13 protein-coding genes are annotated in these 12,799 nt (G+C 34.1%); 7 read left to right on the top strand and 6 right to left on the bottom strand.

Annotation, left to right across the window (positions count from 1 at the left end):
- The 3 genes from ACNQF6_RS02445 to ACNQF6_RS02455 form a co-directional block, all read right to left on the bottom strand.
- On the bottom strand, nt 1–1,035 hold the full coding sequence (locus ACNQF6_RS02445; protein ID WP_417962895.1) for a DUF3078 domain-containing protein: 1,035 nt from the start codon (nt 1,033–1,035) through the stop codon (nt 1–3).
- Between the two features lie 37 nt (nt 1,036–1,072).
- Nucleotides 1,073–2,854: a 1-deoxy-D-xylulose-5-phosphate synthase gene (locus ACNQF6_RS02450; RefSeq protein WP_417962897.1), complete on the bottom strand. Its 1,782-nt coding sequence runs from the start codon at nt 2,852–2,854 to the stop codon at nt 1,073–1,075.
- 174 nt (nt 2,855–3,028) lie between these two features.
- On the bottom strand, nt 3,029–3,889 hold the full coding sequence (locus tag ACNQF6_RS02455; protein WP_417962899.1) for an energy transducer TonB: 861 nt from the start codon (nt 3,887–3,889) through the stop codon (nt 3,029–3,031).
- Nucleotides 3,890–3,948: 59 nt separating this feature from the next.
- Between ACNQF6_RS02455 and ACNQF6_RS02460 the strand changes: the two genes are divergently transcribed.
- Nucleotides 3,949–4,392 (top strand): nucleoside deaminase, encoded by a 444-nt coding sequence (locus tag ACNQF6_RS02460; RefSeq protein WP_417962901.1) that lies wholly within the window; start codon nt 3,949–3,951, stop codon nt 4,390–4,392.
- A gap of 193 nt (nt 4,393–4,585) precedes the next feature.
- Here the strand turns inward: ACNQF6_RS02460 and ACNQF6_RS02465 are convergent, their stop codons facing one another.
- Nucleotides 4,586–6,130: an Rne/Rng family ribonuclease gene (locus ACNQF6_RS02465; RefSeq protein ID WP_282743406.1), complete on the bottom strand. Its 1,545-nt coding sequence runs from the start codon at nt 6,128–6,130 to the stop codon at nt 4,586–4,588.
- A gap of 315 nt (nt 6,131–6,445) precedes the next feature.
- On the bottom strand, nt 6,446–6,736 hold the full coding sequence (locus ACNQF6_RS02470; RefSeq protein WP_066080765.1) for an HU family DNA-binding protein: 291 nt from the start codon (nt 6,734–6,736) through the stop codon (nt 6,446–6,448).
- 133 nt (nt 6,737–6,869) lie between these two features.
- Between ACNQF6_RS02470 and mutY the strand changes: the two genes are divergently transcribed.
- The 5 genes from mutY to gldD all read left to right on the top strand — a co-directional run bounded on the left by mutY (nt 6,870) and on the right by gldD (nt 11,291).
- Complete coding sequence (gene mutY / locus ACNQF6_RS02475) at nt 6,870–7,913, top strand: A/G-specific adenine glycosylase (RefSeq protein ID WP_417962903.1); 1,044 nt, start codon at nt 6,870–6,872, stop codon at nt 7,911–7,913.
- Between the two features lie 173 nt (nt 7,914–8,086).
- A complete protein-coding gene (locus tag ACNQF6_RS02480) occupies nt 8,087–8,845 on the top strand; it encodes a GLPGLI family protein (RefSeq protein WP_417962905.1) in 759 nt (252 codons plus the stop codon).
- A gap of 116 nt (nt 8,846–8,961) precedes the next feature.
- On the top strand, nt 8,962–9,402 hold the full coding sequence (locus tag ACNQF6_RS02485) for a single-stranded DNA-binding protein (RefSeq protein WP_417962990.1): 441 nt from the start codon (nt 8,962–8,964) through the stop codon (nt 9,400–9,402).
- A gap of 23 nt (nt 9,403–9,425) precedes the next feature.
- Nucleotides 9,426–10,721: a gliding motility-associated protein GldE gene (locus ACNQF6_RS02490; RefSeq protein ID WP_417962907.1), complete on the top strand. Its 1,296-nt coding sequence runs from the start codon at nt 9,426–9,428 to the stop codon at nt 10,719–10,721.
- Nucleotides 10,722–10,727: 6 nt separating this feature from the next.
- Nucleotides 10,728–11,291 (top strand): gliding motility lipoprotein GldD, encoded by a 564-nt coding sequence (gldD, locus tag ACNQF6_RS02495; protein WP_417962909.1) that lies wholly within the window; start codon nt 10,728–10,730, stop codon nt 11,289–11,291.
- A 64-nt stretch (nt 11,292–11,355) separates the two neighbouring features.
- Here gldD and ACNQF6_RS02500 read toward each other — a convergent pair whose 3' ends face one another.
- Nucleotides 11,356–11,733 (bottom strand): heavy-metal-associated domain-containing protein, encoded by a 378-nt coding sequence (locus tag ACNQF6_RS02500; RefSeq protein WP_417962911.1) that lies wholly within the window; start codon nt 11,731–11,733, stop codon nt 11,356–11,358.
- Between the two features lie 109 nt (nt 11,734–11,842).
- On the opposite strand from ACNQF6_RS02500, the gene ACNQF6_RS02505 reads away from it, so the two are divergent.
- Entirely contained in the window at nt 11,843–12,709 is an 867-nt protein-coding gene (locus ACNQF6_RS02505) for a DMT family transporter (RefSeq protein WP_417962913.1), read from the top strand.
- Nucleotides 12,710–12,799 lie beyond the last annotated feature (90 nt).

Genomic DNA, 12,799 nt, shown 5'->3' on the forward strand with positions numbered 1-12,799 from the left:
TTAGAATATATATTCGATTCCAACACCAATAGCTTGTCGGACTTGTGTTTTTGGACCCTCTGTTACTTGTATTCCTTCGATTTCTCTTTTAGATTTGATATCGTCATCATAAATAACATGAGCTCCAATATTTGCTTTCACATATTGATTTACCACAAGCTCTACTAGAAAGTCACAATCTACATCTATATTTCCAAAACGGTTTATATAATCAGAATATAAGCTTAAGCGATTTTCCAGATTAATGTTTTTGAAGATTTCTTTTTTGTATTTATTGGTAACTAAGAATCCAAGTTCCATTTTTGATGTTTCTCCTTCGGTAAGTAAATTTCCATCCAAGTCGTAGGTGGCTTTAGCAACTCCAAAAGCACCTTGATTTGCTAATCTTTGATCTAAAACTAAGGTGGTTTTAAATGTAAACGGAGAGATGTAAAATGTTCTTTTTTTGTCCTTATCGATATTTTCGGCTCCTACACCCATAAAAATATAAGCTGGTGCAAAGGGTTTTGAGATTGCTTTTTCAGTATTTGGATAGGCGTAACCGTTTGTGAATTGCGTATTAAAATTGAATTTAGCCGAATGATACCAGTTAGATAGAGTATCTTTTCTATAGCCAAATGTAGAGTTTAATTGTATCGCATCTTCTGTTTTTCGTATATCAATTCCGTCTTGTTTATTCAAACCATATTTAACGATTAACTCATTTGACCAGTTGTAATTACTTCTGGCATAAACTCGATGAAATTTTCCTTTAAACAATCCTGAAATCGAACTTGTTCCTCCTGCGCTCCAGTTTACAAAGGCTACCTCAGAGATGTCAAAGCCTAAGCTGTTTTTTTTACTCCAATAGGATAATGGAAGATAATGTGTCAAGGTTTGAATTTTCAGTGTTACTTTCAACGGTTCGTTTGATGTTGATAGTGTTGTTATTGGTCTAAGGGTGTCTAATAGCGGTGTAATTCTTGCTTCTTGAGAGAAACAAGTAAAAGAGATTGTAAAGGTAAGTAAAAAGAATGTGTAGGTTAATAGTTTCATTTTGTACTAGTTGTGTTTGAGATTGCGATACAATTATTTAATAACTCGAAAAAAGTATTTCAAGACTTTTAACGTCAATTTTGCAATATTGTTGCAATTCAGCTACGGTTCCATGTTCAATAAACTCATCAGGAATACCCATAACCGTAATTTTTGAAGCATAATTATTTTCTGAGGCAAACTCGAGAATCGCACTTCCAAAACCGCCTTTTACAGTTCCGTCTTCAATTGTAATGATGGTTTTAAAGGTATTAATTATATCTTTTAATGCCTTTTCGTCTATCGGTTTAACAAAGGAAAAATCATAATGCGCAATAGTTTCTGGATGTTTCATTTTGGCTATAGCCAAAGAGACATTATTTCCAATAGTTCCATTGGATAAAACAGCAACTTTTGAACCTTGTTTTATGCAAATACTTTTTCCAATTGCTATTTTTTCATACTTCCCAAGATGTTTCGTTTGCCAATCTTGAATGACTCCGCGACCTCTCGGATAGCGAATGGCTATAGGGTTATCTAATCCTAATTGAGCAGTATATAAAATATTTTGCAACGCTATTTCATTCATTGGGGCATAAATAATCATGTTAGGAATGCAACGCAAATAAGCCAAATCGAAAACACCATGATGCGTTGCTCCGTCTTCTCCCACTAAACCTGCTCTGTCCAAACAGAAAATTACCGGAAGATTTTGTAGCGCCACATCGTGGATTATTTGGTCGTATGCTCTTTGTAAAAATGTCGAGTAAATATTGCAATAAACTACGATTCCTTGTGTTGCCATTCCGGCGGCTAAAGTTACCGCGTGCTGTTCAGCAATTCCTACATCAAAAGCACGACTTGGGAAAGCGTCCATCATAAATTTCAACGAACTTCCTGACGGCATTGCAGGTGTAATTCCTATTATTTTTTCGTTTTTTCTGGCCAAATCTAAAACGGTCAAGCCAAAAACATCTTGATATTTTGGAGGTAAATTTTCTTCTGATTTAACATGTATTTCTCCTGTTGCAGCATCAAATTTTCCAGGAGCATGGTATTTCACCTGATCGTCCTCGGCTTGTTGCAGTCCTTTTCCTTTTGTGGTAATGATATGAAGGAATTTTGGGCCTTTAATTTTTTGCAATCGTTTTAATTCCTTGATTACTGCAGAAATATCGTGACCGTCTATTGGTCCTGAATAATTAAAATTCAAAGACTTAATCATGTTGTTTTGCCTCGGATTTTTTCCTTCTTTTACAGCAGTGAGGTATTGTTTTAATGCGCCTACGCTTGGATCAATCCCGATAGCGTTATCATTGAGAATTACCAGTAAATTAGCATCAGTAACCCCGGCGTGATTTAAGCCTTCAAAAGCCATTCCTGAAGCGATAGAAGCGTCTCCAATCACTGCAATGTGCTGTTTGTTGAAATCACCTTTCAAATTAGAAGCAATTGCCATTCCTAAAGCTGCCGAAATAGAAGTAGAGGAGTGGCCTACGCCAAAAGCATCGTAAAGACTCTCACTTCTTTTTGGGAAACCGGAAATACCGCCGAGTTGACGATTGGTATGAAAATTTTCTCTTCGACCGGTGAGTATTTTATGTCCATATGCTTGATGGCCTACGTCCCAAATCAATAAATCGTTCGGTGTGTCAAAAACATAATGCAACGCAATGGTCAATTCTACAACTCCTAGGCTTGCGCCGAGATGACCTTCTTTTACAGCCACAATGTCGATAATAAAATCGCGTAATTCTTGGGCAACTTGAGGAAGTTGCGCTTCGTCGAGAAGGCGTAAATCGGTTGGGTTATCGATGTTTGAAAGTAAACTGTTTTTCATTGTTTTATAAAAAGCAAATTTACGGTTTTAAATTGGAATCTTTTTTTCAATTTAAGACGATTCTAATACCAGTCTTACGATATAGAGGTAGTTAATTAAATAGGTCAACTAAGGCTAGATTGGCTGTTTTTTGAAACAGCTACGATTAGTTATGATAAATATGTTTTGTCAAAACTATTTTGTTTGGATCAAAGAAATAGGTGCAGTGTATAATGTTCGTGTTTTTTTACCATTTTGTTCACCTGGTTTCCATTTAGGACACAATTTCAAAACTCTAACAATTTCACTTTCTAAAGCTTCGTCAATTTCGGATTGGGGTTTGACATAGGTTAATGAGCCGTCTTTATCGACAACGAATGAGATTGAGATTTCGGTAATTTTATTTTTTATGTTTTCTGGATGTTTGAACTCTTCTTTAAAAAAAGTATAAAATTTTTCAATCCCGCCATTGTATTCTGGAGGGAATTCGAAACCAATACCTCCATTGTAAATTAAATCTTCAACAGCAGTCTCGTTCTTTGTTGTTTCTTCGCAAGCAATTGTTTGGGGATTTATAAATTTTACATGATTTACCTTGGTTGCTGGTGCTGGAGGTTGAACATGGTTTTGGGTATTGTTTTTTTCTGGCAACATCATGCCAACAGTTATACGAGATGCTTTTGTACTGTCTTTAACCACTTCAACAGCATCAATTTTTTGTTTGTTTCCATTTTTATCGGCACAACTAAACAAAGTGGTTCCCATTGTGATAAACAATGCTAACAAAAACATTTTGTGATACTGAGTTTGAATATAAAGTGCACGACTCGGGATTTGAATGGTAGTCGAATCTAATTGCGATTTTCTCATTCTACCACAGATATTCTGGTTTTGATTTTGGATGAAAAAATGCTGCACTTCTTCAGGTAACATTGCAGTAAAATCTACAACAGTTTTAGCGCAACTCATACAAAAACGACCTTGGTCATTTGGAGTCATTTTGTTCCAATCCTCTTGACAAGGTTCCGAAATTGTGATTTTATATTTCCTTACCATACTTTACGTTTCTGATTATAAAACTAACGAAAATTATTTCAAATCCTTACTTTTGCTGTATGATAAACTCATTTACCGACGAATACTTCATGAAAAAAGCTTTGCAGGAAGCTGAAATGGCTTTTGAAAAAGGCGAAATTCCTGTTGGCGCTCTAATTGTCATTGATAATAAGGTCATTGCCAGAAGTCATAATTTAACCGAATTATTACATGACGTTACGGCCCACGCCGAAATGCAATCAATCACTGCTGCTGCTAATTATCTTGGTGGGAAATATTTAATAGGTTGTACACTCTATGTCACACTGGAACCTTGTCAGATGTGTGCCGGCGCTTTGTACTGGAGTCAAATTTCGAAAATTGTGTATGGTGCCAGCGATGAAAATCGCGGTTTTGTAAAAATGGGAACGCAATTGCATCCTAAAACTACCGTTGTTTCTGGAGTTCTGGCAAATGAAGCTTCGGAGTTGATGAAGCGATTTTTTGCGGAGAGAAGGAAGTGATATTATAAACGAATGCCCTAGCCCAGATAGCAGTGAAAATCCTTTTCTTTTTTTCTTTAAAAAAGAAAAGATTGTAATGGATAGCTGGAAATAGCTCCTAAAAACAAATAAATTATAAATTACAGATTGCTTCGAAGAATCTCGCAATGACGCACAAAAAAACCGCCAATCTCACGAAAGGCGGTTTTTATTTTTATTCTATGACAGCATTTTCTTTTTTGTCGTAGAAATGATATTCTAAATACGTGTAAGCATCACGAGGTATAATTTTCACCCATTTTTTATGTTCAAGAAACCATTTTGAACGTAATGATGGAAAACCTTTGGTAAGGTATGCGGCCACAAAAGGATGTACATTAAGCACAACATCTTTGTGGTTTTTTAATACTCTTTCTAGATCAAAAGCAATTTTATCAATGATTTGAATTGGCGCTTCAATTTCGCCACTTTCATTGTTTGGATCTTCTTCTCTAGTTTTAATATTTACTTCTGGTCTTACTCTTTGTCTTGTAATTTGAACTAATCCAAATTTACTTGGGGGTAAGATCTTGTGTTTAGCTTTATCATCGCTCATTTCTTCTTTCAAGAAATCGAACAACACTTTACGATTTTCAGGATTTGACATATCGATAAAATCGATTACAATTATACCACCCATATCACGAAGACGTAATTGTCTTGCGATTTCGGCAGCTGCAATCATATTGACTTCCATGGCGGTATCTTCCTGGTTGGTGGCTTTATTAGAACGGTTTCCGCTGTTTACGTCTATAACGTGCAAAGCTTCAGTGTGTTCGATAATAAGATAAGCTCCTTTACTCATGGATACTGTTTTTCCAAAAGAAGTTTTGATTTGTCTCTCTATGTTGTATTTCTCAAAAATAGGTGTGTCTTTTGATTGATAAAACTTAACAATTGATTGTTTGGATGGTGCAATTTCTTGCAAATAATCCTTTGTTTGGTTGTACAACTCTTCGTCATCTATCTGAATACCGCTAAAGGTATCGTTGAAAACGTCTCTTAATATCGAAGAGGCTCTGTTGAGTTCTCCTAGTACTTTTGACGGATGATGAGCAGTTGGTAATTTTTTACACATTGCAGTCCATCTGCTGAGCAGGTTCTGCAAATCTTTTTCTAATTCGGCTGTATTTTTGCCTTCGGCTACTGTGCGAACAATAACACCAAATCCTTTTGGTTTGATGGATTGTACTAATCGTTTCAAGCGTTCTTTCTCTTTTTTGTCTTCTATTTTTTGTGAAATAGAAACGCGGTCAGAAAACGGAACCAAAACTATAAATCTTCCGGCAAGAGAAAGCTCAGCGCTAATTCTTGGTCCTTTTGTAGATATAGGTTCTTTGACGACTTGTACTAAAACAGATTGATTGGAACTCAAAACATCAGTAATGGTGCCATCTTTGTCTATTTCTTTTTCAAACTGAAAGTTTTTTAGGGAGAAATCTTTTAATTTACCTGCGCTTACAAGTTTTATGAATTTCAGTTGGGAAGATAAATTAGGGCCTAAATCATGATAATGTAAAAAGGCATCTTTTTCGAAGCCTACATTTACAAAAGCAGCATTAAGTCCGGCAACTGGTTTCCTGATTTTGGCGATAAAAATATCACCAACTTGGAAGTTGCTTTTTTCTTCTTCTTTGTGTAATTCAATTAGTTTTCCATCTTTTAATAAGGCAAAATCTACGGCTTCAGAACTAGATCTAATGATTAATTCTTTATTCACGCTGTACATTTTTATCTATTCGCCAAGGCGAACAAATGGATTAAACAATATTTTAACAGGTATTGAACCCGGGGAAAATTAGCTGGCAGTTTGCAGTGTAAAGTTCGCAGTTGACTGGATACTAAAAATGGAATACTGATTACTAATTTTCAATTTCAATGAACGTTTAAAAAGAAAAAAGTAGTTTAAAACTACTTTTTCTTCTTGTGACGGTTAGCTCTCGCTCTTTTCTTGCGTTTGTGCGTTGCTACCTTATGTCTCTTTCTTTTTTTACCACTTGGCATATCTTGTAGATTTTATGATTAATTAATATTGTTATTTTGCTTCGTTATTTGTTTTCACTCCTTCTACAAAAACTTTTGCAGGTTTGAATGCAGGAATGTTGTGTGCAGGAATTTTTATTGTTGTATTCTTGGAAATATTTCTTCCTGTTTTCTCAGCTCTAGTCTTCACTATAAAACTTCCAAAACCTCTTAAATAAACATTGTCTCCAGTTTCTAATGAATTTTTTACTTCATTCATAAAGGTCTCTACAGTTGCCTGTACATCTCCTTTTTCAAGACCTAATTTTTCTGAAATTTTTGCTACGATATCTGCTTTCGTCATTTTCTTTCCTATTTATAATGTTGTACTATTTTTTTGAGTTTGCAAATATAGGAATTTAAAAAACAATTATTCAAGCTAATTCATTAAATTTTAATCACATAAACTTTTACTTTTGCTAACAAATAATTAAAACATGATTTTTTCTAACTTGCTAATACAATGGTATTTACAAAATAAACGCGATTTACCATGGAGGAATACCACTAATCCATACCCTATTTGGTTATCAGAAATCATGTTACAACAAACGCGTGTTGCACAAGGAATGCCTTATTTTTTATCTTTTACAACCGCTTTTCCTACTGTTTTTGATTTGGCGAAAGCTAATGAAGAACAAGTTTTGAAACTTTGGCAAGGACTGGGATATTATTCCAGAGCTAGAAATTTGCACAAAACAGCACAGCATATAGCTTTTGATTTATCGGGAATTTTTCCGGGGACTTATAATGACTTATTGAAATTAAAAGGAGTAGGAGAATATACCGCAGCGGCGATTGCTTCTTTCTCTTATGATGAAGCCGTTCCGGTTGTTGATGGAAATGTATTCCGGGTTTTATCACGTTATTTTGATATCGATACGGATATTGCTCAGGCTTCCGCCAAAAAAGAATTCGCAGCACTGGCTTTTGAACTGATGCCAAAGGATAATCCGGCAACTTTCAATCAGGCCATTATGGAGTTTGGTGCTTTGCAATGCGTTCCTAAAAGTCCAAATTGCGGCATTTGTGTTTTCAACGAAAGTTGCGCTGCTTTGCAAAAAAATAAAGTCGATCAATTGCCTGTAAAGTCCAAAAAACTAAAAGTGAGAAACCGTTACTTTAATTATTTGGTTGTTGCCGATGAAATAGGAAATACAATTATCCAGAAACGAACGGACAAAGGGATTTGGCACAACTTATATGAATTTCCTTTGATGGAAACTGAAAAAGAGGAAGATTTTGATTGTGTTAGCGAAGCTGTTCAAGGTGATTATTTTAAAGATAATATTGTCTTAAGTATGTTAGAATATAACGAGAAAAGTATCATTCATAAATTGTCGCACCAGCATTTACATATTAAGTTTTGGAAAGTGAAAATTGAAGGAACAATTGAAAACGGGATTGATACAGAAACTTTGAAAACTTTTCCGTTCCCAATTGTGATTCATAATTTTATTGAAAAGGAGTTGCAGACTTAGCAATAACAGATGTTTCTTACTTATCTTTGAATATTTTTATGATTGTCAGTAAGTTATTTCTTTAATTTAATTTAAAATATTTAAGAAAAAACTTGTGAAAATATTTTTTTTTTTTTGTTGATTTGTGCTTGGTATACCAAATTAACCTAATCATTAATTTTAAACTTTTTAAAATGAAAATCACGTATCTACTTTTTTTATTGTCGATTATTGGATATTCTCAAACGGTCACGGTTGATTATGCTGAGAAGAATATCCTGACTAAAGAACGCTTAGAAGCAACTCCTGAGTTTGCAAGAAAAATGAAGTTAGCTTCCTATAATTATATTTTGCAATATCAAGACGGTGTTTCGTTATATAAAAATAGCCCGGAAACTAAAAACATTGAAAAGATTGAAGAGGGTGGTTTTGAAGAACCTGGAGCGCAATATAATTTAACTAATTATTTAATAGAGAAATGGTATTATAAAGATTTCAATAAGAATGAGCTGTTATTTAATTTTTATAATGGTAAATATTTTTATGGGAAGGACAGTTTACTCAAATGGGATTGGAAAATTACTAACGAGACTAAAAAAATTCTTGGTTTTAAATGTAAAAAAGCAACGTCAAATGCTTTTGGTTATTTTTTTATCGCTTGGTTTACGGAGGAGATTGCCATCAATGCTGGACCAGAAAAATTTGATGGACTTCCTGGACTTATATTGTATGTTGGCTCAGCATATTATGAGACGTTTGCTACTGCAGTGAAAATCGAAAAGACTCCAATTGAAATAGTAAAACCCGAAATATCTAAAGAAACCGTTACCATGGCGCAAGTTGAGAGTTATATTAAGGGTAAAATTAGGGAGTTTAACTCAGGACCCAGAACTACCACTGAAATTAGAGGGAATACTACGATTGTCAGAACAAAAATTTCAAGCAAACAGTAGAGTATTGTTTGTTTTAGAAGTTTAAAATCCTTTCAATTGTGATTCATAATTTTATTGAAAAGGATTTATAGAGTTTCTAAAAAAATGTATCTTTGGTAGAAATACCAAATCCTACAATGAACGGAACATTAAATAAGGTTATGCTAATTGGTTTTCTTGGCGATGATATCAAAATGCATTATTTTGATGGAGGCAATTGTATCGGAAGATTTCAGCTGGCAACAAACGAAGTGTATATCAACAAAACTACCAATGAAAAAATCACTTCTACGGAGTGGCATAATTTGGTAGTACGCAATAAAGCGGCTGAACTTTGTGAAAAATACCTTTCTAAAGGAGATAAAATATATGTGGAAGGACGTATTAAGTCCCGTCAATGGCAATCAGAGGATGGAAGTACAAAACACACCACCGAAATTCAGGTAACCGAATTTACTTTTCTTTCCACAAAACAAGACAGTGAAAACAACAAACAAATTCCTGCAGCTGATGTTCCTAAAAACACTAATTTTGACCCGGAAAATAATGTCCTGCCTATTAATGACTTGCCATTTTGATTGTTTAATTAATCTTAACTAATTTGGACCCAGAGCCCAGTTTATTTTTTTCTTACGCTATTGATGCTAATGTAGTATTTGGCTTTATAGGAATTGCCATTTTGCTGTTTTGTTCCGCTTTAATCTCAGGTGCTGAAGTAGCCTTGTTTTCGTTGTCACAAAAAGACATCGATGAAACGATACAAGAAAATAACTCCAAAGGAAAAATTATTTCGGAACTTTTAGAAAAACCAAAAAAACTTGTAGCGACACTTCTTGTAGCTAATAATTTTATCAATATTTCCATAGTATTATTGTTTTCCGTTGTTGGGAAAACTATTTTTTCTGCAGTAACAGCACCACTTTTAAAATTTATTCTGGAAGTAGTGACTGCTACCTTTTTAATTTTGTTATTCGGTCAGGTCTTGCCAAAAGTATATGCCAGCAGAAATAATACAAAGTTTGCCAAACTGATTGTATATCCGATTGCTTTTCTCGATAAATTGCTTTCGCCAATAAGTTTGCCTATGCGCGCTGCCACGATTTATTTGCATAATAAATTAGGAAAGCAAAAAACAAATTTCTCTGTTGATCAACTATCACAAGCCTTAGAATTAACTGCTTCGGATGAAACTTCTACCGAAGAGCAAAAAATATTAGAAGGAATTGTAAGCTTTGGAAATACGGATACGAGACAAGTGATGAGCCCCAGAATCGATATTTTTGCTTTAGAAATAGACGAATCCTTTTCCGTTATTTGTCCCAAAATCATAGAAAAAGGGTATTCCAGAATTCCGGTTTACCGAGACAATATTGATCAGATAGAAGGCGTTTTGTATGTCAAAGATTTGCTTCCGCATATTAACACAAATGAATTTGACTGGAAATCGTTGTTGCGAGATCCTTTCTTTGTCCCGGAAAATAAAAAACTGGACAATTTACTGAAAGACTTTCAGAGCATGAAAAGTCATCTCGCGATTGTGGTCGATGAATATGGAGGAACTTCCGGGTTGGTATCTTTGGAAGACGTTATTGAAGAAATTGTAGGGGATATCAGTGATGAATTTGACGATGAAAATATTAATTTTTCCCAAATTGACGATAGAAATTATCTTTTTGAAGGAAAAATAAACCTCAAGGATTTCTACAGAATAATTGATGTCGATGAAGAATTATTCGAAGTCAAAAAAGGGGAAGCCGAAACACTGGCTGGTTTTATTCTTGAAATTTTGGGAAATTTTCCGAAAAAAAATCAAAAAATTTCATTCGAAAACTGCCTGTTTACAATAGAAGCAGTGGACCAAAAAAGGGTGAAGCAAATAAAAGTAACAATTGAATAAGTAAAAATGTTAAAAAAAATAATCGCTTTTTCAGGAATAGTAATAACATCATTGTTGAGTTTTAGTTGTAAAGACGATGTTTTACCAAAACCATCAAGCTATTTGCGATTGGATTATCCGGAAGCCAAATATGTAAATTTTGAAAACGAATGTCCTTTTGCTTTTGAAATGAATTCAGATGCTATTATCAAAAAAGAAACGAATTGTGGTTTTACGATTACGTATCCAAAAATGAAAGCGACTATTTATCTTACCTATAAGCCAGTCACGAAAAACATTAATGAACTGTTGCGTGATGCGCAAAAACTGACTTATGAACACGTGATAAAAGCAGATGATATTCTGGAACAACCGTATTTGAATCCCGATAAAAAAGTATATGGAATGTTTTATCAGGTTGAAGGAAATGCGGCAACAAATTCACAGTTTTATGCTACAGACAGCACCAAACATTTTGTGACGGGTTCCGTTTACTTTTATGCAAAACCTAATTATGATTCTATTATGCCGGCCGCGAGTTATATTAAAAATGACATGCAGCGATTGATGGAAACCTTGAAATGGAAATAATATTTCACAAAAAAAAGCATTCGCCAGTAACGAATGCTTTTTTTATACAATTTGAAAGTCTGAATTACGACTTCATATTCGAAACTTTGTATGTTTTACCATCTGCAGCGGCTTCGACAACTTTAGTCAGTTTTTCTGGAGTTTGAACCGTTTTGTCAAAAGTTACGGTGGCTAATTTTGTATCAAAATCTACAGTTGCTTTTTGAACGCCATCCAGTCCGTTCAAATCTTCTTGAATCGTTTTGGCACAACCTACAGCACATGTCATTCCTTCTACAGAGAAACTCGCTGTTTGAAGATTAGCGGCAGCAATTTCCTTTTTAACTTTTGGAGATGCTGTTTCAGCAGTTTCTTTTGAAACTAAATTCGTTTCTTTTTCTTTACAACCTACAAATAAAACACTTGTAAGCACTAGAGTTACGATTGATTTTTTGAAATTCATTATGATATAAATTTTAAATATTAAAAGCGTGTTTCTGAACTGCAAAATTAATTAAAAAAAGAAGGACTAATTCATAAAATAATTACAATTTTGGGGTAAAATTATTTTTATGGAATCGAAGCAGTTAAAATGGGTTTACTTGATGGTTCTTGCCTTAGTTTGGGGAAGTTCATTTATATTAATTAAAAAAGGGCTTATTGGTTTAACAGCTTTACAATTGGGATCGTTGCGAATTATTTTTGCAGCTATTTTTTTAGTATTGATAGGTTTTAAAAGTTTGCCTAAAATCCCATTGCATAAATGGAAATTTATTGCTTTAACTTCTTTGTTTGGGACGTTTATTCCCGCTTATCTGTTTGCTATTGCACAGACGGAAATTGATAGTTCCGTGAGTTCTATTTTGAACTCTCTGACTCCTTTGAATACATTGATTTTAGGAGCTTTGGTTTTTGGATTGCAATTTAAAAGGAATCAGATTTTTGGAATTCTAATTGGTTTAATAGGAAGTGCCTTGTTGATTTTGAATGGTGCTATTCATCATCCGGAGCAAAACTATTATTATGCTATTTTGGTTTTGATAGCTTCGATATGTTATGCCGTCAATGTGAATTTAATCAAGAAATATTTACACGATTTGAGTCCGTTGAGCATTACGACAGGGAACTTTATGGTGTTGTTTTTTCCGGCATTTATCATCTTGTTTTTCTCCGGTTTCTTTGAAGTGGTTCATGATGTAAAAGTACAGGAATCGGTTTTGTTCATTATAATTCTTGGGGTTGTAGGAACGGGAATTGCCAATATTTTGTTCTTTAAACTTATCCAAATGTCTTCACCTGTTTTTGCTACTTCGGTCACGTATTTGATTCCTGTAGTTGCATTTTGTTGGGGATTATTAGACAATGAAATGCTGACGCCAGTTCAGTTTTTTGGGGCTTTCATTATTTTAATCGGAGTGTATTTATCGGCTAAGAAGTAGTATTCAGTGTTTAGTATGAAAAATTTAAAGAGTATAAAATAACAAAGGCTGTCTAAAAAGACAGCCTTTGTTTATTAATTCAAGTTTTGA

This window comes from Flavobacterium pasteuri (assembly GCF_048286615.1).
Lineage (GTDB): Bacteria > Bacteroidota > Bacteroidia > Flavobacteriales > Flavobacteriaceae > Flavobacterium.